The sequence below is a fragment of the Clostridium tanneri genome (assembly GCF_033659955.1).
GTDB classification, from domain to species: Bacteria; Bacillota; Clostridia; order Clostridiales; family Clostridiaceae; genus Clostridium_AM; species Clostridium_AM tanneri.
Map to the genome: position 1 here is coordinate 109581 of NZ_JARUJP010000008.1, position 24278 is coordinate 133858.

Annotated in this window: 21 protein-coding genes, 5 tRNA genes and 3 other annotated features; of the genes, 21 read left to right on the top strand and 5 right to left on the bottom strand. The window is 32.3% G+C overall.

The features are described from left to right. Nucleotides 1-8 precede the first annotated feature (8 nt). A complete protein-coding gene (locus P8V03_RS08895; protein WP_318797909.1) occupies nucleotides 9-1172 on the top strand; it encodes a pyridoxal phosphate-dependent aminotransferase in 1164 nt (387 codons plus the stop codon). 14 nt (nucleotides 1173-1186) lie between these two features. Here the strand turns inward: P8V03_RS08895 and dapB are convergent, their stop codons facing one another. Genes dapB through P8V03_RS08910 form a run of 3 tightly spaced genes read right to left on the bottom strand, consistent with a single transcriptional unit; the run spans nucleotide 1187 to nucleotide 3878 of the window. Beyond that, on the bottom strand, nucleotides 1187-1933 hold the full coding sequence (dapB, locus tag P8V03_RS08900; RefSeq protein ID WP_261672024.1) for a 4-hydroxy-tetrahydrodipicolinate reductase: 747 nt from the start codon (nucleotides 1931-1933) through the stop codon (nucleotides 1187-1189). A gap of 20 nt (nucleotides 1934-1953) precedes the next feature. Then, nucleotides 1954-2835, bottom strand: a complete 882-nt coding sequence (gene dapA / locus P8V03_RS08905) for a 4-hydroxy-tetrahydrodipicolinate synthase (RefSeq protein ID WP_261672023.1) — start codon at nucleotides 2833-2835, stop codon at nucleotides 1954-1956. A 47-nt stretch (nucleotides 2836-2882) separates the two neighbouring features. Then, nucleotides 2883-3878 (bottom strand): aspartate-semialdehyde dehydrogenase, encoded by a 996-nt coding sequence (locus P8V03_RS08910; RefSeq protein WP_318797910.1) that lies wholly within the window; start codon nucleotides 3876-3878, stop codon nucleotides 2883-2885. 625 nt (nucleotides 3879-4503) lie between these two features. Between P8V03_RS08910 and P8V03_RS08915 the strand changes: the two genes are divergently transcribed. From P8V03_RS08915 to P8V03_RS08955, 9 genes are all read left to right on the top strand, one after another. Further along, nucleotides 4504-6201 (top strand): peptide ABC transporter substrate-binding protein, encoded by a 1698-nt coding sequence (locus P8V03_RS08915; RefSeq protein WP_318797911.1) that lies wholly within the window; start codon nucleotides 4504-4506, stop codon nucleotides 6199-6201. Nucleotides 6202-6274: 73 nt separating this feature from the next. Continuing rightward, nucleotides 6275-6538, top strand: a complete 264-nt coding sequence (locus P8V03_RS08920; RefSeq protein ID WP_261672020.1) for an alpha/beta-type small acid-soluble spore protein — start codon at nucleotides 6275-6277, stop codon at nucleotides 6536-6538. Between the two features lie 168 nt (nucleotides 6539-6706). Then, nucleotides 6707-7465, top strand: a complete 759-nt coding sequence (locus P8V03_RS08925; RefSeq protein WP_261672019.1) for a class I SAM-dependent DNA methyltransferase — start codon at nucleotides 6707-6709, stop codon at nucleotides 7463-7465. A 29-nt stretch (nucleotides 7466-7494) separates the two neighbouring features. After that, on the top strand, nucleotides 7495-8376 hold the full coding sequence (gene hslO, locus P8V03_RS08930; protein ID WP_318797912.1) for an Hsp33 family molecular chaperone HslO: 882 nt from the start codon (nucleotides 7495-7497) through the stop codon (nucleotides 8374-8376). Between the two features lie 410 nt (nucleotides 8377-8786). Then, nucleotides 8787-8862: transfer RNA gene (locus P8V03_RS08935), tRNA-Val, on the top strand. Nucleotides 8863-8867: 5 nt separating this feature from the next. Then, nucleotides 8868-8944, top strand: a tRNA-Asp gene (locus P8V03_RS08940). Between the two features lie 6 nt (nucleotides 8945-8950). Then, nucleotides 8951-9026 (top strand) — tRNA-Phe (locus P8V03_RS08945). A 4-nt stretch (nucleotides 9027-9030) separates the two neighbouring features. Further along, nucleotides 9031-9105 (top strand) — tRNA-Gly (locus tag P8V03_RS08950). Between the two features lie 3 nt (nucleotides 9106-9108). Continuing rightward, nucleotides 9109-9182: transfer RNA gene (locus P8V03_RS08955), tRNA-Cys, on the top strand. A 97-nt stretch (nucleotides 9183-9279) separates the two neighbouring features. On the opposite strand, the gene P8V03_RS08960 is transcribed toward P8V03_RS08955, so the two are convergent. Next, on the bottom strand, nucleotides 9280-10785 hold the full coding sequence (locus tag P8V03_RS08960; protein WP_318797913.1) for a methyl-accepting chemotaxis protein: 1506 nt from the start codon (nucleotides 10783-10785) through the stop codon (nucleotides 9280-9282). Between the two features lie 121 nt (nucleotides 10786-10906). Beyond that, nucleotides 10907-11611 (bottom strand): DUF6873 family GME fold protein, encoded by a 705-nt coding sequence (locus P8V03_RS08965; protein ID WP_318797914.1) that lies wholly within the window; start codon nucleotides 11609-11611, stop codon nucleotides 10907-10909. A 212-nt stretch (nucleotides 11612-11823) separates the two neighbouring features. On the opposite strand from P8V03_RS08965, the gene ytxC reads away from it, so the two are divergent. The 11 genes from ytxC to P8V03_RS09020 all read left to right on the top strand — a co-directional run bounded on the left by ytxC (nucleotide 11824) and on the right by P8V03_RS09020 (nucleotide 24094). Beyond that, entirely contained in the window at nucleotides 11824-12723 is a 900-nt protein-coding gene (gene ytxC / locus P8V03_RS08970) for a putative sporulation protein YtxC (RefSeq protein WP_318797915.1), read from the top strand. Nucleotides 12724-12830: 107 nt separating this feature from the next. Then, nucleotides 12831-13122: a binding site (T-box leader), on the top strand. Between the two features lie 70 nt (nucleotides 13123-13192). After that, complete coding sequence (gene thrS / locus P8V03_RS08975) at nucleotides 13193-15109, top strand: threonine--tRNA ligase (protein ID WP_318797916.1); 1917 nt, start codon at nucleotides 13193-13195, stop codon at nucleotides 15107-15109. Nucleotides 15110-15149: 40 nt separating this feature from the next. Further along, nucleotides 15150-15262, top strand: a sequence feature (ribosomal protein L20 leader region). A gap of 10 nt (nucleotides 15263-15272) precedes the next feature. Continuing rightward, nucleotides 15273-15815 carry a translation initiation factor IF-3 gene (gene infC / locus P8V03_RS08980; RefSeq protein ID WP_261672013.1) on the top strand — a complete coding sequence of 181 codons (543 nt, stop codon included), beginning with the start codon at nucleotides 15273-15275 and terminating at the stop codon, nucleotides 15813-15815. Nucleotides 15816-15834: 19 nt separating this feature from the next. Then, nucleotides 15835-16035 carry a 50S ribosomal protein L35 gene (rpmI, locus tag P8V03_RS08985; RefSeq protein WP_261672012.1) on the top strand — a complete coding sequence of 67 codons (201 nt, stop codon included), beginning with the start codon at nucleotides 15835-15837 and terminating at the stop codon, nucleotides 16033-16035. 25 nt (nucleotides 16036-16060) lie between these two features. Next, a complete protein-coding gene (gene rplT, locus P8V03_RS08990) occupies nucleotides 16061-16420 on the top strand; it encodes a 50S ribosomal protein L20 (RefSeq protein WP_261672011.1) in 360 nt (119 codons plus the stop codon). Between the two features lie 251 nt (nucleotides 16421-16671). Beyond that, complete coding sequence (locus tag P8V03_RS08995) at nucleotides 16672-18015, top strand: TrkH family potassium uptake protein (RefSeq protein ID WP_318797917.1); 1344 nt, start codon at nucleotides 16672-16674, stop codon at nucleotides 18013-18015. Nucleotides 18016-18026: 11 nt separating this feature from the next. Further along, nucleotides 18027-18686, top strand: a complete 660-nt coding sequence (locus tag P8V03_RS09000) for a potassium channel family protein (RefSeq protein ID WP_318797918.1) — start codon at nucleotides 18027-18029, stop codon at nucleotides 18684-18686. A gap of 13 nt (nucleotides 18687-18699) precedes the next feature. Further along, nucleotides 18700-19482 carry a TrmH family RNA methyltransferase gene (locus P8V03_RS09005; protein ID WP_318797919.1) on the top strand — a complete coding sequence of 261 codons (783 nt, stop codon included), beginning with the start codon at nucleotides 18700-18702 and terminating at the stop codon, nucleotides 19480-19482. A 63-nt stretch (nucleotides 19483-19545) separates the two neighbouring features. Next, nucleotides 19546-19767 (top strand) — a binding site (T-box leader). A 60-nt stretch (nucleotides 19768-19827) separates the two neighbouring features. Further along, nucleotides 19828-20847 carry a phenylalanine--tRNA ligase subunit alpha gene (pheS, locus tag P8V03_RS09010; RefSeq protein ID WP_261672007.1) on the top strand — a complete coding sequence of 340 codons (1020 nt, stop codon included), beginning with the start codon at nucleotides 19828-19830 and terminating at the stop codon, nucleotides 20845-20847. Between the two features lie 94 nt (nucleotides 20848-20941). Next, nucleotides 20942-23320 (top strand): phenylalanine--tRNA ligase subunit beta, encoded by a 2379-nt coding sequence (gene pheT, locus P8V03_RS09015; protein WP_318797920.1) that lies wholly within the window; start codon nucleotides 20942-20944, stop codon nucleotides 23318-23320. A 174-nt stretch (nucleotides 23321-23494) separates the two neighbouring features. Beyond that, on the top strand, nucleotides 23495-24094 hold the full coding sequence (locus P8V03_RS09020; protein WP_261672004.1) for a cell division protein ZapA: 600 nt from the start codon (nucleotides 23495-23497) through the stop codon (nucleotides 24092-24094). The last annotated feature ends 184 nt before the right edge of the window (nucleotides 24095-24278 follow it).

Sequence of the window (24278 nt, forward strand, 5' to 3'; positions counted from 1 at the left end):
TAAAAATTATGGATAACGTTGAAAATGTAGTTTCAAGAAATGTTCAAAGTATAGAAATATCGGGAATAAGAAAGTTTTTTAATAAGGTTGCTAAGTATCCAGATGCTATATCACTAACACTAGGGCAGCCAGACTTTAATGTACCTGTTAAAATAAAGGAAGCTATGATTAATGCTATAGAGGATAACAAAACTACATATACCTCAAATGCAGGGATTGTAGAGCTCAGAAAAGAAATATCTTCATATTTAAAAACTCAACATATAAACTACCACCAAGATGAGATTTGTCTTACAATAGGTGGAAGCGAAGGATTAATGGATGTATTTACAGCGTTATTAAATCCTAATGATAAAGTTTTAATACCTACACCAGCCTATCCTGCTTATGAAAGTTGTGTAAAATTACTAGGTGGTCAAATCTTAAACTATAATTTAAACAAGGACTTCTCTATTGATTTTGAACAATTAGAAACTTTAATAAAGACCGAAAATCCTAAAGTAATGGTAGTATCTTATCCATCTAATCCTACAGGAGCCATCATATCGAAGGAGGATAACGATAAGTTATATAAAATTCTTAAGAATAATGAAATCATTATTATAAGCGATGAAATGTATAGTGCTCTTTGTTTTGATGATAATTATTACTCAATAGCACAATTTGATGATATAAGAAACAGGATAATAGTAGTAGGTGGATTTTCTAAGATGTTTTCTATGACAGGACTTAGATTAGGTTATGTATGTGCTGATTATAAACTTATGGAAGCCATAATGAAGGTTCATCAATACAATGTATCCTGTGCACCGTCAATAGTTCAGTGGGGAGCTTATGAGGGACTTAAGAGCTGTATGGAAGATGTAGATTATATGAAGAGCCAGTTTATTAGAAGAAGAGATTATTTATATGAAAGACTTATAAGTATGGGATTTGAAACAAATTTACCAATGGGGGCTTTTTATATCTTTCCATCTATAAAGAAATTTAACATGGAAAGCGAAGAGTTTTGTGAAAGGCTTTTGAAGGAAGCAGGAGTTGCAGCTGTTCCAGGTTCTGCCTTTGGAATAGGTGGAGAAGGCTACATGAGAATATCCTATGCTTACAGCATGGAGCAGTTAAAGGAAGCAGCAGATAGAATGGAAAGCTGGATAAAAAAAGTGGGAGTATAATCCCACTTTTTTCATTACTTAACTACATCATCCATGGAGTAGAAGCCTTTTCCTTTTCCATACATAAATTCACAAGCCTTAAGAGCTCCTACAGCAAATACTTCTCTAGAAATAGCCTTGTGGCTGATTTCGATAACCTCGCCTTGGCCAGCAAAGATAACGTCGTGGTCACCAACTATGCTGCCGCCTCTTATAGCATGTATTCCAATTTCTTTATGCTCTCTCTTAGCAATTCCTTCTCTTCCGTAGGTGAACTGAGTTTCTTCAGGAATAGAATCTTTTATTGTATTCGCAAGAAGAAGTGCTGTTCCGCTTGGAGCATCAACCTTTTGATTATGATGTTTTTCTATTATTTCTATGTCAAAGTTATTATATAATAATGCACTGATACTTCTTAATACCTTATTTACTACATTAATACCAATGGACATATTAGCTGAGCGAAACACTGGTATTTCTTTAGATGCTTCAGTAATTTGAGATAGTTGTTCATCGGTAAATCCAGTTGTGCATAAAACTACTCCAACATTTTTTTCTTTAGCGTACTTTAGTAAAGAATCTAATGCATCTGGTCTTGAAAAATCCAGGATTACATCAGCATCTACAGTACATTCGCCTATGCTGGAGAATACAGGATAACTAGAACCGTCAGTATTTTTATCTATTCCAGCAACTATACTTAAGTTGGAGAAATTATTTGCTAGACCGGATATAACTTTTCCCATTTTTCCATTACATCCACTTAATATAATTCTAACCATTCGAAAAACTCCTTTTTGATTTACTTTAATAGTCCGTAACTTTTCATTTCTTTCTTTAATACTTCAAGGTTTCCATCACTCATGTCGCATAATGGAAGTCTTAAATGTCCAACCTCCATACCCATTAAATTCATAGCGGTTTTTACAGGAATAGGGTTTGTTTCTATAAACAATGCATTTGTTAATGCTAAAGAATCTAACTGAACCTTTAAACCTTCTTTAACCTTGCCGGAAAGATATAATTCACATAAATCATGAACGTCCTTAGGAATTATATTTGCAAGAACAGATATAACACCTGCACCACCTAGGGATAGAATAGGAATTATTTGATCATCGTTTCCTGAATATATATCAAGTCTATCTCCGCATAAAGCTTTAATTTCAGCTATTTGACTTATATTTCCACTAGCTTCCTTAATAGCGATAATATTATCAAATGCACATAATTCTTTTAAGGTTTTTGGCAGAATGTTCATGCCAGTTCTTCCAGGAACATTATAAATAATTATTGGAGTTTTAACACTGGTAGCTATAGCTTTAAAATGCTCTATAAGTCCCTTTTGTGTAGTTTTATTATAATAAGGAGTTATTACTAAAAGTCCATCTACCCCTATGCTTTCAGCCCATTTGCTCATATTTATTGAAGCAGCAGTATTATTAGTACCTGTACCTGCTATTACAGGAATTCTCTTTTTAACTACATCTACTGTGAATTTAATAGTTTCTTTTCTTTCCTGTTCTGACATTGTTGAAGCTTCACCAGTAGTTCCGCATATTATTATAGCATCTGTACTAGACTTAATGTGCCACTCAAGCAGTTCTTCCAATTTTTTAAAATCTACACCTTGATCATTGAATGGGGTAATGATAGCAACACCTGAACCTTTAAATAAACTCATACAAACACCTCGTTCTTAATATTTTTATTTATAAATAATTTTATAAATTATTTACTTTCTTTAATTATATACTCGGCAATTTGAACTGCATTAGAAGCAGCACCTTTTCTTATGTTGTCTGCAACTACCCATAAATTTAAACCATTGTCTAAACTAAAGTCTCTTCTAATTCTTCCAACAAAAACTTCATCACGGCCGGCAGCGTCTACAGGCATAGGATAAACTAGGTTTTGAACATCGTCCTTCAGAATTATTCCTTCGGCATTACTGTATAGCTTGAATATGTCCTCTATTTCAAAGCTATTTTTTAGTTCTACATTTATACTTTCACTATGACCATATATTACAGGAACTCTAACTGTAGTAGCTGTAATTCTTAAAGTATCATCATGAAGAATTTTTTTTGTTTCATTAACCATTTTTATTTCTTCTTTTGTATATCCGTTATCTAGAAAAACATCTATATGAGGAAGTAGGTTTCCTGCTATAGGATAAGGAAATTTCTTTGGAGCAGTTCCTTTATAACCTTCTACTAAATCATTATATCCTCCTAGACCAGCGCCAGATACGGCTTGATATGTCGAATATATAATTCTATCTATACCGTATTTATCATGAAGTGGTTTTAATGCCACTACCGCTTGAATTGTAGAACAATTTGGATTAGCTATTATTCCTTTATTCCATTTAATGTCCTCTGGATTTACCTCTGGAACAACTAAAGGCACATTAGGATCCATTCTCCAGGCACTGCTGTTATCTATAACTGTAGCTCCATATCTTGCGAAAATAGGAGCATATTCCTTACTTACATCTCCACCTGCAGAAAATAGTGCAAAATCTATTTTTTTATTCTTTATATTATCTTCCTTTAATTCTTCGATAATCTCATCTTTATTTTTAAACTTTAAAGATTTACCAGCAGACCTTGCTGAAGCAAAGAAGTAAATTTTATCTATTGGAAAGTTTCTCTCTTCTAATACTTCAATAAATTTTCTTCCTACCATTCCAGTGGATCCAACCACTGCTACATTATAGTTCATTTAAATCCCTCCTGAAATTTTACTTGATTATATTATATAACTGCTTAGAGCAAAAATATATAGCTTTTTTATTAATACATTATTTGTGAATATATATAAGTAATAAATTTACCTAATCTATATAGGTATTAGTGCTTGTTTAATGCAAAATAGAAAGGATTAAAGGTGGGCTTCATTCTAAAATCAGAATATTGCGCATGAGTTCCCCTTGATCATGATACCTAAAGCTCATATACAAGACTTATTTGTTAAATTAATAATGTTACTAAATACAGTGAAATTAGTAATAAGCAAACCTATATGTATAAGTAGAATAATTCTATAAAAAAACTCTGGTTAGAATATATATTGGGTTTCAACTATTAAGTTATTAAATAGTTGAAGGTAAAAAATCTAAAGCTTAAATATTTAAAAAATTTTATATTTTACTCTACATTATAGTTTATAAATAATTAATGCAAAAAGTTCTATATTTAGTGAATAAAATTTGGACAAAATATCAGAATATTATATGATGTTATTTCGCAATTTATACAAATATGGTTATATTAGTAATAATTTGGCTTTCGAATTTTTAGTAAGTTGCTTGCGTAGTGAATCAATCATAATTTAAGGAGAGATTTATGTGAAATTAAAGAGAAGAATATCTATAATAATTATATTTTTTATGCTTGAGACTTTAACTTTATCTGGATGTAGAAGCAGTAGTGTACAAAGTAATTCTATTGAAAATGATAAATCCCAGTATTTAAATATGGCTTTATATGAAGATCCAAAGACTTTAGACCAGTCTAAGGCAGTAGACATATCTTCCTGTCAGGTTCTTGCAGAGGTAAATGAAGCATTGACAAGAGTTGAAAAAAATAAAGATGGTATAGATGAAACTAAGCCTGCAGGAGCAGAGCGTTGGGATATATCTTCAGATGGTTTAAAGTGGATGTTTTATATAAGAGACAACTACTGGTCTGATGGAAAAAAGGTTACAGCTAAAGATTATGAATACGGAATTAAAAGAACCTTAGATCCTAACACTCAGTCAGAAAACGCATTCTTATTGTATCCCATAAAAGGAGCTAAAAGTTATAATGAGGGAGGCAAGGGGAAAAAAGTATCTTCAAGCACAGTAGGAGTAAAAGCTTTAGATGAGAAAAAGTTAGAGATAACCTTGGAAGCTCCTAATGCATATTTCTTGAATCTAACAAGCTTAAATATAATGCAGCCACAGCGGAAAGATATAGTAGATATTAATGGAGAAAAATATGGATCAGAAACTAATACAATGGTTTTTTGTGGACCTTTTTTAATAAAAGAATGGAACCACAATGATAAAGTAGAATTAGTAAAAAATGAGGACTATTGGGATGCTAAATCTGTGAAGCTGGAAAAGGTTACGATGCAGATTGTTAAGTCGGAAGATTATTCACTTGATGAGCTAGCAAATGGATCTATAGATATAGCAAAGGTTACCAAGAGCCAGTGGAAGGATAAGCTTAATAAGACAGGAAAATTTGATAATATAAAGGCTCCAAAGCCAACTATTAATTATGAGCTTTTTAATCAAAAGGATAAGCTATTTAGCAATATTAAAGTAAGGAAGGCTTTTTCATCAGCAATAGACAGAGAAGAGATATCGAGAAAGTTGTGGAATGAGATTTATAGCCCAGCTTATGGATGGGTACCACCTTCACTTAAGATTGGTAACGATATTTTTAGACAAAAAGCCAATGAAGAACCAGTGAAGATCTTAAAAGAAGATATAAAAGATCCGAGAGCCCTGTTAATAGAGGGTCTAAGAGAGCTGGGGTTAGGAAAAGAACCAGAAAAAATCACAGTTAGATATTTACAACCAGGTATAGATGGAGCACAAAAGGAAATGGCGGAATTTTTTCAGCAGATGTACAATAAAAAGCTTGGTATAAATGTGAAGATAGAATATGTCCAATGGGAGGATTTTCAGAAAAAAGTAGCAGCAGGTGATTATCAAATCGCTAGCATGGTGTGGTCTGCAGACTACAATGACCCTATGTCAATGTTTGAGCCGTGGGTAAAAGGAACAAATATTATCTCTACAGGATGGTCTAATTCAAAATACGACACATTAGTAAAAGAATCCGCTTCATTAGGAAATGACAAGAATGAAGAAAGGTTTAAGTATTTTAGAGAAGCGGAAGACATATTGCTTTTAGAAGACGTTGTAATAGCACCTACAGTATATAAGAATAAGCAGTTATATAAGCAGAAATATATTAAAGGATTAATGTTCCCTTTGTTTGGCCCAGAAGTGGAACTAAAATATGCCTACATACAAGGCAGATGGAAATAATCTTTTCCTATGTATAAATGATCCTTACGCTGTAAAAGATAATAAAATATAAATAGTGGAGGGGTGGATCAATATGGGAAATACACCATTAAAAAAGGTAATAAAAGCAAAGCTAAAGTCCCATAGAGAACTTTCAGAGGTAGAAAAGTTAAGGGAAAAGCTTAAGTATGAAATTGCAGAAGAACTAGGACTTAGGGAAAAGGTAGATGAATATGGATGGAGTGGACTCACAGCAGAAGAAACAGGCAGAATAGGAGGGATGATGACAAGAAGAAAGAAAGAGTTAAATATCCCTAAAAATGAGGTTATTTTAAATAATTTAAAAAAGAATAAATAGAAAATATAACGAACTGTAAATATAAACTATACTAATTAAGCAAATTCCATATGGTGTAATTTGCTTAATTAGTAAATGCAAATTATTGACTTATTAATTAAAAATATATAATATTAATTGATGAATATAATTAGACAGTAAATTTATTGTTTTTGAAAGGGCATAAACATGGATTGTTATAAAGAATTTGCACATATTTATGACGAGCTTATAAATAATGATATTGATTATGAAAAATGGTCAGATGTAATATTAAGTATAAGTGATGAATTGGCAGTTGATAGAAAAAACTACTTAGATTTAGGTTGTGGCACTGGCAATATAACGGAAAAAATTGCGCCTAAGTTTGCTAATGCATGGGCGGTGGATTTATCCTATGATATGCTTACTGAGGCAGAAAATAAGCTTAGAGGTAAGGGCTTAAAGGTTAAGTTTCTTTGCCAAGATATAACAGAGCTTAACTTAAATAAAAAGTTCAACCTTATAACTTGTTGTCTAGATTCTACAAACTATATACTAGATAAAAATGACCTGAAAAAATATTTCTATAGTGTATTTAATCATCTAGAAGAGAATGGGGTTTTTATATTTGATATAAATTCCTACTATAAGCTTACTAACATATTAGGAAATAATGTGTATAACTATGATGATGAAAAAGTGACATACATATGGGAAAACTTCCTTCAGGATGAAATTGTGGACATGTATTTAACTTTTTTTGTAAAAGAAAATGAGCTATATAGAAGATTTGATGAGCATCACTCCGAAAGAGCTTACAGCTGTGAGGAAATTGAAAAGTTTTTAGAAGAAACAGGTTTTCAGGTTATAAGAAAAATGGATAGTTATCAGTCTGAAAATGTAGTAGAAGACACTGAAAGAATAGTTTATATAGTTAAAAAGAAAAGTGGGAAAGCTTTAGATTAAGTTACTTAATGTTAAGGAGGAAGATAATTATGGCAGATAAATTAGTAAAGGCTACTGCTAGTGATGGAAATATTAGAATAATAGCAGCAATAACTACTGAACTTGTAAACGAGGCAGTTAAAATTCACGATTGTGCACCAACTGCTGCCGCTGCCCTTGGTAGGATGGTTACAGCAGGAAGTATTATGGGCTCAATGCTTAAGTCGGAAAAGGATTCTTTAACTCTTAAAATATCCGGTGGAGGAGAAGCTAAAGGGGTAGTAGTTACATCCTACGCTGATTCTACTGTAAAAGGGTATATAGGAAATCCCTCTGTAGATTTACCTGCGAATAGTAAAGGAAAGCTTGATGTTGGTGGAGCTATAGGGAAAAATGGTAATTTAGTTATTATAAGAGACATGGGACTAAAGGAACCTTATATAGGTCAGGTACCTATATATACAGGAGAAATAGGAGATGACTTAGCTTATTATTTCACCGTTTCTGAGCAAACACCATCAGCAGTAGGCTTGGGGGTGCTTGTAGACACAGACTTAAGTATAAAAGCTGCTGGTGGATTTATAATTCAAATGATGCCTGGAGCTAATGACTTAGTTGCAGATTTAGTGACATACAGACTTCAAGAAATACCATCTGTAACAGAAATGATAGTAAAAGGAATGTCTGTAGAAGATATGCTTAATTATATATTCGAAGATATGGATTTAAAAATACATGAAACTATGACACCTGCTTATAAATGCGATTGTTCAAGAGAAAGAGTAGAAAGAGCTTTAATAAGTATAGGTAAAAAAGATTTAGAAGAACTATATAATGAAGGAAAAACAGAAGAGTTAAAATGTCACTTTTGCAATAAATCCTATGAGTTTACTAGTGAACAAATAGGTAATATACTTAAGGGCGTTAAATAGGAAAAATTGATATATTATAATGGTAAAATGAAAGTTAAATGCTTTAATTTTCAAGTAATAGACCCTTAAGACTTATTATTGTTGTCATATAGCAAAGGAATAACTTATAACAAATAAATAGAGATTATAAGTTATTCCTTTTTAAGTTGTCCATTAAAACTATTATTATAGATTTTAATTAATAAGTTTGTAGTAAAAGTGAGAAAAAAGCTGAAACACTAAGGAAATTAAGAATAAATTCAATGAAATGTAAAATGTGACGTTGACAATACTTAATTATTTTTGTATTATAATATTCGTCAGCAGCGACAGAGCAGCATCAAATAATAACTTTAATAAGTTTTAAAAAAGGTGTTGACAAAGTCGAAAGATGATTATATAATAATAAATGTCTTAAAGACAAAGCGTATGGGCGCATAGCTCAGCTGGGAGAGCACCTGCCTTACAAGCAGGGGGTCACAGGTTCGATCCCTGTTGTGCCCACCATACGCGGCCCAGTGGCTCAGTTGGTTAGAGTGCCGGCCTGTCACGCCGGAGGTCGAGGGTTCGAGTCCCTTCTGGGTCGCCAAATTTAGGCTGGATAGCTCAGTCGGTAGAGCAGAGGACTGAAAATCCTCGTGTCCCTGGTTCGATTCCTGGTCCAGCCACCACTACGCGGGAGTGGCTCAGTGGTAGAGCGTCACCTTGCCAAGGTGAACGTCGCGGGTTCGAATCCCGTCTTCCGCTCCAGATGGCGCTATAGCCAAGTGGTAAGGCAGAGGTCTGCAAAACCTTTATCCCCAGTTCAAATCTGGGTGGCGCCTCCAAAAAACACTGTTTAGTAATTCTAAACAGTGTTTTTGTTTTTTTTTTGTATAAAATGTAAATTATAAGAGGCATAAGTTAACTTATGCCTCTTATAATTTACTGTTGGGAGTATAACCTTTTGATTAATTCTTCTAATTTATTAGCTAAAATCTTAAGAGAGTCAGCTAGATTAGAATTCTCCTTTACAGAAGCTATTTGTTGGTTAGTGATTGTAAGCACCTGCTCAGAGTTTAGAGAGGATTTTTTTGCTGTTCCCACCATCTGATCTATATAAGCAGAAATCTCCTCAGATTCAGCTGCCATTTCTTCAGTTAAGGCTGTTAGGTCTTCTATATCCTCTACAACTTTATTAGTGGCTTGTAAAATATCTTTAAATATATAACCGGATTTATCTACTATGTCCTTACCATTTAATACCTCTTTAGTCTGTAAGGCAAAGGATTCTACAGCAAGATTAGTATCTTCTTGAATTTGTTTTATTAAAACCTCAATTTCGGCAGCAGATTGAGAAGATTGCTCTGCTAGTTTTCTGACTTCATCTGATACTACTGAGAAGCCCTTACCGTGCTCTCCAGCCCTAGCAGCCTCTATAGCGGCATTAAGGGCTAGCAAATTTGTATCTGCTGATATTTTTGTAATGACTTCTACAATCTGTCCTATTTTTCTAGAATGTTCGTCTAATTTTTTTACAACATCTGCAGAAATTTGTGCAGATGAAATTACAGAATCCATTTGCGAAATAGCTTGATTTATAAAGCTGTATCCTTCATTAGCCTGTTCAGACATATCCCTTGAGCTTTCGGATACCTTAGAAAAGGTCTCTGCTATTTGCTGTACTGCAAGGGACATTTCACTCATTGATTTAGAAGTTTCTTCTGCTCCTATTAATTGGGATCTAGCGCCATTAGCTACTTCTAGCATAGATGTTACAATTTCATCATTGGTTTTTACTGATGTATTAGTGCTATTTGATAATGTGGTTGAAGAGTTTAAAATCAGTTGTGAGTTCTCTGACAGTTGTTGGATTAAATCTTTTATAAGTGAATCAGTTTTCTTTTTTTCATTTTCCATTATTAAAGTGTATTTTTTCTTGCTCATTATTTGCAAGATAGTTGCCCCAGAAGTAAAAACTAGAAAGGAAGCATGCAGCGCTACCATACCGGAGGAATAATGTTTTTCTCCAAATATTACGTCTGGAATTAGGTAAAGACCAGTTATATGCTGTATTGCAAATAATATAGTCATAGTAACAATAAGGTTGATATCTTCATAATAAGCCAGTATGGCTATAACCATAAAAATAGAGAAATGATACTCAACCATTCCTATTCCGCCAGCGATTATAGACATACTTGAAAAAGTAAGGGTAAGCATATTAAAAAATGGAATTCTCCCATCGTTCTTTTTTCTATTATATAGATATAGGGTTATAACAAAGGTTAAAATAGGAATTACTAAAAATATGTTTAATATTATTTCGTGATTCTCTAGCATTGGATGATTAAAGATATTTAGTACCCTGTTGAAAAAATGTATAAAGAAAGATATTAACATTGATGAAAAGGATAGAAAGGTCATTAACGCATTTTTTTGTTTAATCATATAGTCCTCCTTTTGTAATTTCGGGTTCCTTAAAGTTTTGTTATTTACAAAGGATATTATTAAAAAGACGATATAATATCCTTGTAAATAATTATCGAATTTTGTCTAATTAACTTTAAGGTTAATTCTCTATTACAAAAAGACTTCCTCTATCTATTAGCTTGTCCTTTCTTAAATAAACTGGTTTTACATTATGCTTTTTTAAAAAACTTAAAACTTCATTTCCATAAGCATAGTAATTTAAATCTCCGTAAAAAGCTAAAGTATTTTCATTAAGAAGACCACAACAACCTCCAATAAATCCATAATTCAAATTAGGCAGCTCAATATCTCCGGGAGGGAGAAGAAGTACGTCTATATTTTCAGTTATTAATGCTTTTGCTATAGACTTATCACTAGTCATAACTGCCCTCTCTGTTACAATAGCTGTTGAACATTTGCTATATCCTTGTTTTACATTTATCAGCTTTTTACTAGTCATCAGTTTCAAAAGTTCAGGATCAGTGTATTTTATATTATGCATAAATAAATTTGATAAGGATACACTATTTAAAATAATGTCGTAAGGATAAATATCTTTCAACTCATTTCCCGATAACAATACAGAAAATCCTAAATTTTTTAGCAGAGCTATAAAGTTTTTATCTACATCCTTATGAACCATTATTTTGTTTTTACTAATAATATGTAAAAGCATATCAGGATGCCCGCAAACTGCCTCATAAAGGGCTTGTGAAGGAGGGCATATTATAATTTTATAACCTAAACTTGTAATATTATATTTTTCTTCTTCTGTTATTCTAAAATCTACAATCGCATATTTCATTATAGTATCCTTCCTTATGTTTCACGCTAATTTACTTAAAAATTTAATGTTAATTAGTGAGGAGTTCTATTGGCTAGAAAAACCCTTTTTTCTATTCTATATTTTTGTCATATAAGTTTCAAGTACAGAGGTTACATGTCGGGATTTGACAAAAAGATTTTGTATATAGATTTAGTTTAGACACATACTATTTTTAGAAGGGAGTGTGAGGGATGCTATTACTTACAGTAGTATATGATAGAGAAAAAGAAGATATAATACATGGAATAAATGATATAAAAGAGTATTTTAAAAGTAAAAATATAGTTATTGGTATTTCGGAAAGCATAGAGTCAAATACTCACTTCGTAAAAATATTTTGTGAAGAAGAAATCAGCGCAAAACTTCGTAACATGTTTAATATACATGTAGCAAATATTTTATATAATGTTGTAATAGATGAATTCTATAGAAAAGATATGATGAGTTTTTTATCGGATACATACTTTTTTCTTAAGTATGATGAATTAAAAGAGATAAAAGACAGTAGTGTGGAAATATTAAAAGGCGAAGGCGGCATAGTTGATGAGAGTTCAATCTATTGCATGAATAAAAGAAATAACATAATAGATAAGATAGTTGAGTGTATAGGTGAGAATAAAGAGATTAATATAAAGGGATTTATTACCTTTAGAATGAAAGACCTAAAAGATGATTTGGAAGCTATAATAGATAAAGTAGTAGAAAAGTATATGGTTGAAAAGGAATATAATGAATTTATTAAACTCTTAAAATACTTCGTAGAAATTCAGGAAAGTAAAATTGATTTAGTGAACATAGAAATTGATAGTCAAGGAAAGTATGTGGTAAAAGATAAGAACTCAAATGATATAACTGAAATGTTATTTAGTGACCTTAATGACTTAAGATACAGAGAAAATACCAATGCGGAGGATATGATAATAAGCATTCTTATTACTAACTCTCCAGAAAAAATAGTAATTCACTGTGTTGAAAACTGTAGGAATAATGAGCTAATAGACACAGTTAAAAAGGTATTTACCGATAGAGTAGAGTTTTGTGACAATTGTAAAAGTTGCAAACAAATAAGGCAAAGTATTCATAGAGTGTAATATTTTAATTTAAAAATATTCATTATTTTTAGTTAATGTGTTGACAGTTAGAAAATTTAATACTATAATTTAAGAAAATAATTCAAGAAAGCAATTAAGCAGAATAATTAAAGACTATGATAAGGAAAAGTAAATAGAATACTGCTCTAAGAGAGAAGGATCCATTGGGTGAGAGGTCCTTTGAGTAAGATTTATTGAAAACCACCTTTAAGTTGTATACTGAATTTTAGTAAGTATTTCCGTAAGCCTGCGTTAAAGGTTCAGAGATAATAGTTATACTTATTATCTGCTAACTTAAATTATATTTCTAAACATTTGTATTTAGAATATAGTTTTATTAGTCAAAGATATATTTACTATTAAATTTGGGTGGAACCGCGATATACACTCGTCCCATGTACTGGGATGAGTGTTTTTTATTTGCAAGTAATTAAATTACAATAAGTAACAGAAAAGGGAGGAAAAAACCATGGTAAAGATTACTTTAAAAGATGGAAGCATAGTTGAAGTAGAAAAAGGATCAAAAGTAGCAGAAGTAGCTGCTAAACTAAGTACCTCATTAGCTAAAAAAGCTTTAGGAGCTAAAATAAACGGAGAAGCAGCAGAGCTAATGACAGAAATAAATGATGATTGTAAGTTAGAGATTCTAACTTTTGAGGATGAGGACGGTAAGAAGACTTTAAGACATACTGCATCTCATATACTTGCTCAAGCAATTAAAAGATTATATCCAGAAGTTAAGTTAGCTATAGGACCAGCGATTGATAACGGATTCTATTATGACTTCGATGCTGATTTTTCATTTACTCCAGAAATGCTTGAAAAAGTAGAAGCTGAAATGAACAAGATAGTTAAAGAAGATCACAAGCTTGAAAAATTCGAACTTTCAAGAGAAGAAGCTATAAAGCTTATGGAAGAAAAGGGAGAAAGTTATAAGGTTGAATTAATAAAGGACTTAGAAGAAGGAGCAGTAATATCCTTCTATAAAGAGGGAGAATTCGTAGACCTATGTGCAGGACCTCACGTACCATCTACAGGAAAAGTAAAGGCTGTTAAACTTCTTTCAATAGCTGGTGCTTACTGGAGAGGCGATGAGAAAAATAAAATGCTTCAAAGAATTTACGGAACAGCCTTTGAAAAGAAAGCTGAACTTGATGAGCACTTAAAGATGCTTGAAGAAGCAAAAAAGAGAGATCACAGAAAGATTGGTAAAGAATTAGATCTATTTAGTATTCATGAAGAAGGACCTGGATTCCCATTCTTCCATCCAAAGGGAATGGTAGTAAGAAATACACTACAAAACTTCTGGAGAGAAATGCACAGAAAAGCTGCTTATGATGAAATAATGACTCCTATAATCCTAAATGAAGCATTATGGCATCAATCTGGACACTGGGATCACTATAAAGACAATATGTACTTCACAAAGATAGATGAAGGAGATTATGCTATAAAGCCAATGAACTGCCCAGGTTCAATACTTGTTTACAAAAACGATATACACTCTTACAGAGATCTTCCTTTAAGATATGCTGAAATGGGAGTTGTTCACAGACATGAAAAATCTGGAGCATTACATGGACTAATGAGAGTTAGATGCTTTACTCAAGATGATGCTCATATATTTATCACTAAGGAACAAATAAGAGAAGAAGTACTTGGTGTTATAAGTCTTATAGATAACTTCTATAAAGTATTTGGATTTGAGTACTTTGTTGAGCTTTCAACAAGACCAGAAGATTCAATGGGAACTGATGAAGAGTGGGAAGCAGCAACTAACGGCTTAAGAGACGCTTTAGAGGATATAGGACTTAAGTATAAAGTTAATGAAGGTGATGGAGCATTCTACGGACCTAAAATAGACTTCCACTTAAGAGACTGCATAGGTAGAACATGGCAGTGTGGAACTGTACAGCTTGATTTCCAAATGCCAGAAAGATTTGACTTAAATTATGTGGGAGCAGATGGAGAAAGACATAGACCAGTTATGATTCACAGAGTTGTATTTGGATCTATTGAAAGATTTATAGGAATATTAACTGAGCATTATGCAGGGGCATTCCCAGCTTGGCTTGCACCAGTTCAAGTTAAGGTTATGAATATAACTGATGGTCAAGTTGAATATGTAAAGAAAATTGCAGATGAGTTAAAGAAAAATGATATAAGAGTTGAACTAGACTTAAGAAATGAAAAAATCGGATATAAGATTAGAGAAGCTCAACTTCAGAAGGTACCATACATGCTTGTTATTGGAGACAAAGAAATGAACGAAGGAAACGTAGCAATAAGAAGCAGAAAACAAGGTGATATTGGTACAATGAGCTTAGAAGGATTTATTTCAAAAATAAAAGAAGAAATAGATAAAAAAATAAGCATAGTTGACTAATAAAATATTGACAATTTAATATTATAGGTTTATAATACTATTTGTTAAGAAGAAACAGCCGTTTCTCACCTTGCAGCACAGCTAGTAGGGTTATTGGAAGCATTTATTTACTAGTGTATTCTAAGGACGGCTTTGCCGTCCTTTTTTATGTTTAAATAAATTAATGTCTATAAATTCACTGGAGGTGAAAGTTATTAGTAAAGATCTTCTTTTAAATGAGGAAATAAGAGAAAAAGAAATTAGGGTTATTGGGGATGATGGCTCTCAGTTAGGTATCCTAGCATCTAGAGACGCACTTAGAATGGCAGAAGAAAAAGAGTTAGATTTAGTTATGATATCACCAAATGCTAACCCACCAGTTTGCAAAATAATGGATTATGGTAAATTCATTTATGAGCAAGCTAAAAAAGATAAAGAGGCTAAGAAGAAACAAAAAGTTATTAGTGTAAAAGAAATTAGACTTAGTCCAACTATCGAAGAACATGATATTTCAATAAAAGCTAACAATGCAAGAAAATTTTTGATTGCAGGAGATAAAGTTAAAGTAACTGTTAGGTTTAGAGGTAGAGAAGCTGATTATTCACATATAGGTAAAAAAATACTAGCTGATTTTTATACTAAAGTTGAAGATGTCTGCATTCTAGAAAAAGAAGCAAAATTAGAAGGTAGAAACATGATAATGATTTTATCATCAAAGAAAGCATAATTGAGAGGAGGAATTTATTATGCCAAAAATGAAAACTAAAAAAAGTGTTGCAAAAAGATTCAAAGTTACAGGAACAGGTAAGCTTAAAAGAGCAAAAGCTTTCAAGAGCCATATATTAACTAAGAAGAGCACAAAAACTAAGAGAAATCTTAGAAAGACTGGATATGTTTCAGAAACTCAAGAAAAAACAATGAAAACATTAATGCCTTACGCTAAGTAGTAGGCTCTAGAAGGAGGATTTTTAAATGGCAAGAGTAAAAAGAGCCGTAAACGCTCGTAAATATCATAAAAAAATATTAAAACTTGCAAAAGGATACTATGGTGGAAAAAGCAAGTTATTTAAAACAGCTAATGAAACTGTTATAAGAGCATTAAGAAATGCTTATGTTGGAAGAAGATTAAAGAAGAGAGACTTCAGAAAACTTTGGATAGCTAGAATAAACGCAGCTACAAGAATGAATGGTCTTTCATATTCTAAATTCATGAATGGTATAAAAACTGCAGGTATCGATATAAACAGAAAGATGCTTTCAGAAATAGCTATAAATGACCCTAAAGCATTCACTGAATTAGTTGAAATAGCTAAAAAGCAATTAAACGCTTAATATACATAAAAGATGCAGCGATGACGCTGCATTTTTTATATTTATGGACATATAAATTATGTAAACTCATCAAATATAGAAGTTTTTCAAATAACCAGCAATTATACTAGCTTTTACTTATAATATTATTAAACTTTTAATATGTAGACAAGTATTACCTATAGGATATACTTGTCATAAATAATTATTTTAGAACTACAGATAATATTTAATAAATAAAAATTATCATTAAATAAGGAAGGTATCTTAAGATGAAGGTAGCAATCAATCGGTGGTGCAAGGTCAACGAAATTCAAATATTAGTGTTAGGTTTTGCCGCAGTAATTTTTATCGGAGCAATTTTGTTATCCCTGCCAGTGTCCTCAAGAAGTGGACAGTACACTAATTTTATTGATTGTCTTTTTGTATCTACGTCAGCAACCTGTGTAACAGGATTAGTAACAGTAGATACAGGAACCCATTGGAGTAATTTTGGCCAGTTTGTAATCTTATGTTTAATTCAAGTTGGTGGACTAGGTTTCATGTCAATAGCTACGTTGTTTGCATTACTTATGGGAAAAAGAATTACTTTAAAGGAGAGGCTTGTTATTCAGCAGTCTCTTAATTCTTTTTCAATACAGGGCCTTGTAAAGATGTCAAAATATCTATTGAAATTTACTATATTAGTAGAAATTATTGGGGCTACTTTACTAGCAACGCAATTCATACCGGAATTTGGAGTAGCTAAAGGTATATATTATGGAATTTTTCACTCTATATCTGCTTATTGTAATGCAGGAATAGATTTAATAGGAGAATTTAGAAGTGTAACTCCATATGCAGATAATCCATTAATATTAATGACTATAGCATCATTAATTACAATAGGAGGTCTTGGATTCTTTGTTTGGCAGGAAATATATAGCTTTAGAACTACTAAAAAGTTATCTTTACATTCAAAAATAGTAATAATATCTACAGTAATTTTAATTGTAGGTGGGGCAATTTTAATGTTTATATTCGAAATGAATAATGTTAAAACAATAGCTAATATGCCTTTAAGAGATAAGATAGTAAACTCCATATTTGCCTCAGTGGTTCCAAGAACTGCTGGATTCAACTCAGTTCCTACGGCAGATATGACAGAGGGCGGAAAGTTCTTAACAATAGTACTTATGTTCATTGGTGGATCTCCAGGATCTACAGCAGGAGGAATAAAAACCACTACAGCAGCTTTACTTGCTATTACAGTAGTTTCTATTATAAGAGGAAGAGAAGACGCTGAAATATATGAAAGAAGAATAGGAAAAGAAATTGTGTATAGAGCGTTAGTTGTAGCAACTTTAGGAATGTGTATTGTCTTAGTAGCTACCATCATATTGTGTATAACAGAAAAGACTACCTTAGACTATATCGTGTACGAAGTTGTATCTGCTTTTGGAACTGTAGGTTTGACCCTTGGGTTAACACCGGAGCTTAGTACACCGGGAAAGCTTTTAATTGCTTTTATTATGTATTGTGGAAGGTTAGGTCCTTTAACAGTGGCATTGTCTCTTGCACAAAAGAGCATGCCTGGTTCTATAAAATATCCTGAAGATAAAATTATAATTGGATAGAGGTGGGTTTTATGAATAAAAAACAATTTCTTGTAATAGGTTTGGGGAGATTTGGAACATCTGTAGCTAGAACCCTATATCAGCTAGGTCATGATGTATTAGCAGTGGATACTAATGAGGAAAGAGTTCAAAATGTAGCAGAGGATGTAACACATGCTATTCATACGGATGCTACAGACGAAGAAAATTTAAAGTCATTAGGTATAAATAATTTTGATGTGGCAATAGTTGGAATAGGGGTAGATATACAAGACAGTGTTATGATAACTCTTTTGTTAAAGGAAGTTGGCATTAAGTATGTTATTGCAAAGGCAAATACAGAACTTCATGCAAAAATTTTATATAAAATTGGAGCAGATAAAGTAGTTTTCCCAGAAAGAGATACCGGTGTAAGAGTTGCTCACGACCTTGTAGGTGATAATGTACTAGATTATATTGAACTTTCATCAGAGTATAGTATTGCAGAAATTATGTCTGAGGAGAGTTGGTATGGTAGAACCCTAGGAGAATTAGATATGAGGTCAAGATACGGAATAAATGTAGTGGCTGTAAAGAGAGCAGATGACATAGATATATCTCCTACTTCAGATTATACCATCCAAAAAGGTGATGTAATTGTAGCAATTGGTAAGTACAAGTGCTTAAATAAGCTAGAGGTTATCAAAGGATAAGGGTGAATTATAATTGGAAACTATTCAAAGCAAGGACAATTTATTAATTAAAGAAATAAAAAAGCTAAAAGACAAAAAACATAGAACGGAAAGCGGAAGGTTTATAATTGAAGGTTTTAGGTTTGTTTCTGAAGCATTAGAGTCTGACTTTGAAGTTCCTATGGTTTTTATAAGTGAAAAAGCTAAAGATAGATGGAATAACTTCAATGTTGAAGCTAAACTTCAGAAAAATACTAAAGTATATGTTGTAACAGAGCAAATTTTAAAAGTTATCAGCAGCACAGATACACCTCAAGGAATTGTAGCTGTAGTTAATAATAAGAATATGGTTTTACAGAATAAATCAGGTTTTTATATATTAGTTGACAAAGTCCAAGACCCTGGCAATATGGGAACTATAATAAGAACTGCTCATGCAGCAGGGGCGCTAGGTATTTTAGTAACTAAGGGAACTGTAGATATTTATAATGAAAAGACTTTAAGATCTACAATGGGATCAATTTTTCATATACCTATTATACAGGATGATAACTTAGAGCAGTTACGTTTTTTAAGAGAGAATGATTTTAGGTTAGTTGTAAGTTCATTGGATACGAAAAGTAATTTCTATGATGCAAATTTAAAAGATAAGGTAATAATAGCAGTGGGCAACGAGGGAAATGGTGTAAGTGATGAAATAATCAGCTTATCGGATATTAAGGTGAAGATACCTATGCCTGGAGGAGCTGAATCCCTAAATGTGTCAGTGGCGGCATCAATTATGATGTTTGAAGTAGTAAGGCAAAAGCTAAGCTAACTTTTTATTGACAATTTATGAATGTATATGTAAAATAAAAAAATACGATATATAAAATTACATATATTAACTATGATAGAGAGAGTAAATATATAGTTTCTTTAAGAGAGTGAAGGTCATGGCTGGAAGCCTTCTCAGAATACTTTATGTTGAAGTTCACTCTGGAGTTCTGATTGTGAAATAATAGTAGCAGTTGGCGGTATAACCGATAAATTTACAAAGAGGATATTGTTTATTACAGTATCAATTTGGGTGGTAACGCGGATTTAAGAGTTCGTCCCTTATTTGGGATGAACTTTTTTTATTTGTTATAGTATTTTTTAAAAATAGAAAGGAGCAGATCAAATGAAAGAAAAATTACAGGCTATAGGTAATAGTGCTCTTGAAGAATTAAAGAGTGCTGAAAATAGCGCTCAGCTTGAAAACATAAGAGTTAAGTACCTTGGTAAAAAGGGAGAATTAACACAAATACTTAGAGGTATGGGAGCATTGTCTTCTGAAGAAAGACCTTTGGTAGGAAAAATAGCTAACGAGGTAAGAGCTTCTATTGAAAATGCTTTAGATGAATACGCAAGAGAAATAAAAAATAAAGAAAAAAATGAAAGACTTCAAAATGAAGTAATTGATATCTCAATGCCTGGCATAAAACAAAACTTAGGTAAGAGACATCCACTTGAGCAAACTCTAAATGAGATGAAGGAAATATTCATATCTATGGGATTCTCAATAGAAGAAGGCCCTGAGGTAGAGCTTGACTACTATAACTTCGAAGCATTAAATATACCTAAAAATCACCCAGCAAGAGGTGAGCAGGATACCTTCTACATAAATGATAATTTAGTTTTAAGAACACAAACATCACCACTACAAGTTAGAACTATGGAAAATCAAAAGCCTCCAATAAAAATGATAGCACCAGGAAAGGTTTATCGTTCAGATGCAGTAGATGCTACACATTCACCAATATTCTATCAAATGGAAGGCTTGGTAGTGGATAAGGGAATAACTTTTGCAGATTTAAAAGGTACTCTTGAGTTATTTGCTAAAAAGATGTTCGGTGATAAGCTAAAAACTAAGTTTAGACCACACCATTTCCCATTTACAGAGCCTTCAGCAGAAATGGATGCTACTTGCTTCGTATGTAATGGAGAGGGTTGTAGAGTATGTAAGGGTGAAGGTTGGATGGAACTTTTAGGCTGCGGTATGGTTCATCCAGATGTCTTAAGAAATTGTGGAATAGACCCTGAAGTATATAGCGGATTTGCCTTTGGTTTCGGAGTAGACAGAATGGTTATGCTTAAATATGGCATAGATGATATAAGACAACTGTATGAAAGTGATATGAGATTTTTAAATCAGTTTTAATTGAGGGCTATAGATAGGTTATAACTGAGTTAGCAGTTAAGCTTATCACCTATAAGGAAATTTTACTAGTTAATTAAATAAGGAGGATTTGGAAATGAAAGTTCCTGTTAAATGGTTAAAGGACTATGTTAATATAGATATTTCACCAAAGGAGTTAGGAGATAGACTAACTTTAAGTGGTTCTAAGGTTGAGGAAGTTGTAACTACCGGTGATGAGATAGAAAATGTTGTTACAGCTAAATTAGTAAAAATAGAGCAACATCCTGACGCAGATAAGTTATCTGTTTGTTTTGCAGATATAGGAGAGGCAGAGCCAATACAAATAGTTACTGGAGCAACTAACATGAAAGAGGGAGATGTAGTTCCAGCAGCCCTTCACGGCTCAACAATCCATAAAGGAGTAAAAATTAAAAAGGGTAAGCTAAGAGGAGTTGTATCGAACGGTATGTTCTGCTCAGAAGAGGAGCTAGGCATAGCTGGAGATGAGCCAGTTCACGGACTTATGATACTTCCTTCTGATACTCCTGTTGGAAAAGATATAAAAGAAGTTTTAGACATGACAAGTTCTGTAATAGACTTAGAGATAACTTCAAATAGACCAGATTGCTTAAGTATTGTAGGAATGGCGAGAGAAACTGCAGCAACATTAAATACAACTTATAAAATGCCTCCTTTAGATTATAAGGCTTTATGTAAGGATAATATTCAAGAGCAATTAAAAGTAGAAGTGAGAGATAACCTATGTAGAAGATACATGGCTAGAGGAGTAAAGAACATAAAAATACAGCCATCACCAGGCTGGATGCAGGATAGACTTTTAGAGGCTGGCGTTAGACCAATAAACAACATAGTAGATATAACAAACTTTGTTATGATAGAGCTTGGTCAGCCAATGCACGCCTTTGATGTTAGGGAAATAACTACAAAAACTATAGTGGTAGAGAGAGCTAAAGAAGGAGAGAAATTCACTACTTTAGACGGTGAGGAGAGAACGTTAAATTCAGATGTTCTTAACATAAAAAATGGAGAAACTACTATAGGCCTTGCAGGAATAATGGGAGGCTTAGACTCAGAAGTTAAGGAAGATACTACAGAGATTATCTTTGAAAGTGCCAATTTTGATGGCACCAACATAAGAGTATCTTCACAAAGACTAGGGCTTAGAACAGAGGCTTCATCAAAATTTGAAAAAGATTTAGATCCTAATTTAGCTGAAATAGCTATAGACAGAGCTTGTCACCTAGTTGAAGAGTTAGGTGCAGGGGAAGTTATGGAGGGAACTATTGATATATATCCTGAAAAGCTTCAGTCTCATACTGTAGAAGTAGATAGTAACTGGGTAAATAGATTCCTAGGAACAGAAATCTCAAAGGAAGATATGAAGGACTACCTAAACAGATTAGACTTAGTTACAGGAATAAAAGATGATATACTAGTCATTGCAGTTCCAACTTTCAGATCAGATGTAAATATAAAAGAAGATGTAGCTGAAGAAATAGCAAGAATATATGGATACAACAATGTTCCTACTACCCTTGAAAAGAGTGCCAGCACTAGAGGCGGAAAAAATAGAAAGCAAAGATTAGATGATAAAGTAATAGAAGCTTTAATAGGAAGCGGACTTAATCAATCTATCAGTTATTCCTTTGTAAGCCGTAAGGTTTTTGATAGAATACTTTTACCAGAAGATAACAGCTTAAGAAATGCTGTAGTTATAAGAAATCCTTTAGGAGAAGACTACAGCATAATGAGAACTACTACTATACCGTCTATGATGGAATCTCTTGCTAGAAATTATTCAAGAAATAATGAGTATGCAAGATTATTTGAAATGGGAAAAGTATATATACCTAATGAAGATTCAAATAAGCTTCCAGAGGAAAGAAACCTAGCTACAATAGGCCTATATGGTGATGTTGACTACTTTAATATAAAGGGAGTAGTTGAAAATATGTTAGAAGCTTTAGGAATTGAAAAGTTCTCCTTTAAGAGAGAAAGTGAAAACCCTAGCTTCCACCCAGGAAAAACTGCAGCTCTTTATATAAAGAAAGATTTAGTAGGAATTTTAGGAGAAATTCATCCAGATGTAGCTGAGAACTATGGAATAGATGAAAGATGCTACATTGCTGAGTTGAATCTAGATGTATTATATAGTAATGCAAATTTAGATAAAAAGTATAAGGCTCTTCCTAAGTATCCAGCAGTTACAAGAGATATGGCAATTTTAGTAGATGACAATGTACTTGTACAGGAAATAGAAGATATAATGTGGAAGCAGGGCGGAAACATAGTTGAAAGTATTAAGCTTTTTGACGTATATAAAGGGGAACAAGTACCACAAGGAAAGAAGAGTATAGCTTATGCCCTAGTTTACAGAGCAGAAAATAGAACTTTAACAGATGCAGATGTAAATAAGGTTCATGATAAAATTTTAAGAACTTTAGAGAATAGACTAGGAGCACAACTTAGATAATAGGGAAAAATCAGTAGGGCATTAGGTACCTACTGATTTTTTTATATTACTTAATTTGAATTTTTCTTTAATATTGTAATAAGGTAAAATAAATAGTTTAATATATGCAAACTTTATGGTAGAATAGTGGTAAGTAACTTGGAGTAAAGAGTAATTATCTAAGAGGGTGTTCACATGAATATTGTAACAGTTAAGATAAATGGTGTGGAATATAACTTAAAAGGTGAAGAACAAGAAGAATACTTGCATAAGGTAGCAGGCTATGTAGATAAAAAGGTAAGAAATATATTAGAGAATAATAAAAAACTAAGTACTTCTTCTGCGGCTATTCTTTCTGCTGTAAATATAGTTGATGATATGTTTAAAAAGCAAAAAGAATATGAGAGTTTTTTAGAGAAGCTTGAGGATATTGAAAAAATCAGGAAGAACTATGAAGCAGATATAGAATCTTTAAAGAAGCAGTTAAAACATATGGAAGAGTATAATTTAGAGCTTCAACAAAAATTAAAGAACAGTACCAATATTCAAGAGTTAGAGAGAAAAGAAGAAAAGATACGTAAGATTACAAATGAAATGGAGATAATGCAGGAGACTGCCCAAAGTTATATGAAGGCAAATACAGAACTTAAATCTGAAAATAAAGAGCTTAAGTTCCAGCTTCAATCGGCTAAGTATAAGGTAATAGACCTGCAGCACAAGCTTATGGAAAATCAAATAAGTCTTGTAAAAGAAAAAAAACAGAATAATCCTCTTTTAAATAGCAATGCAAAATAAACCCTGAACTAATTGTATCTTAATTAGTTCAGGGTTTATTTTATTTAAAGCATGAACACTTACATAAAGGTTGTAATACTATATACTATGTAAATTTAAAAAAAATTGTATCTTATGGTACTTGATATAATGTTTTTGTCTATAGTTTGTTAATGATCTAAAACTAACTGTAACTTATTATAAA

Bases quoted from the DNA above. Each gene is read 5' to 3' on its own strand.
- P8V03_RS08895 (WP_318797909.1), top strand. From the start codon at position 9: ATGGATAACGTTGAAAATGTAGTTTCAAGAAATGTTCAAAGTATAGAA.
- dapB (WP_261672024.1), bottom strand. From the start codon at position 1,933: ATGGTTAGAATTATATTAAGTGGATGTAATGGAAAAATGGGAAAAGTT.
- dapA (WP_261672023.1), bottom strand. From the start codon at position 2,835: ATGAGTTTATTTAAAGGTTCAGGTGTTGCTATCATTACCCCATTCAAT.
- P8V03_RS08910 (WP_318797910.1), bottom strand. From the start codon at position 3,878: ATGAACTATAATGTAGCAGTGGTTGGATCCACTGGAATGGTAGGAAGA.
- P8V03_RS08920 (WP_261672020.1), top strand. From the start codon at position 6,275: ATGGGAAATACACCATTAAAAAAGGTAATAAAAGCAAAGCTAAAGTCC.
- P8V03_RS08925 (WP_261672019.1), top strand. From the start codon at position 6,707: ATGGATTGTTATAAAGAATTTGCACATATTTATGACGAGCTTATAAAT.
- hslO (WP_318797912.1), top strand. From the start codon at position 7,495: ATGGCAGATAAATTAGTAAAGGCTACTGCTAGTGATGGAAATATTAGA.
- P8V03_RS08960 (WP_318797913.1), bottom strand. From the start codon at position 10,785: ATGATTAAACAAAAAAATGCGTTAATGACCTTTCTATCCTTTTCATCA.
- P8V03_RS08965 (WP_318797914.1), bottom strand. From the start codon at position 11,611: ATGAAATATGCGATTGTAGATTTTAGAATAACAGAAGAAGAAAAATAT.
- ytxC (WP_318797915.1), top strand. From the start codon at position 11,824: ATGCTATTACTTACAGTAGTATATGATAGAGAAAAAGAAGATATAATA.
- thrS (WP_318797916.1), top strand. From the start codon at position 13,193: ATGGTAAAGATTACTTTAAAAGATGGAAGCATAGTTGAAGTAGAAAAA.
- infC (WP_261672013.1), top strand. From the start codon at position 15,273: ATGTCTATAAATTCACTGGAGGTGAAAGTTATTAGTAAAGATCTTCTT.
- rpmI (WP_261672012.1), top strand. From the start codon at position 15,835: ATGCCAAAAATGAAAACTAAAAAAAGTGTTGCAAAAAGATTCAAAGTT.
- rplT (WP_261672011.1), top strand. From the start codon at position 16,061: ATGGCAAGAGTAAAAAGAGCCGTAAACGCTCGTAAATATCATAAAAAA.
- P8V03_RS08995 (WP_318797917.1), top strand. From the start codon at position 16,672: ATGAAGGTAGCAATCAATCGGTGGTGCAAGGTCAACGAAATTCAAATA.
- P8V03_RS09000 (WP_318797918.1), top strand. From the start codon at position 18,027: ATGAATAAAAAACAATTTCTTGTAATAGGTTTGGGGAGATTTGGAACA.
- pheS (WP_261672007.1), top strand. From the start codon at position 19,828: ATGAAAGAAAAATTACAGGCTATAGGTAATAGTGCTCTTGAAGAATTA.
- pheT (WP_318797920.1), top strand. From the start codon at position 20,942: ATGAAAGTTCCTGTTAAATGGTTAAAGGACTATGTTAATATAGATATT.
- P8V03_RS09020 (WP_261672004.1), top strand. From the start codon at position 23,495: ATGAATATTGTAACAGTTAAGATAAATGGTGTGGAATATAACTTAAAA.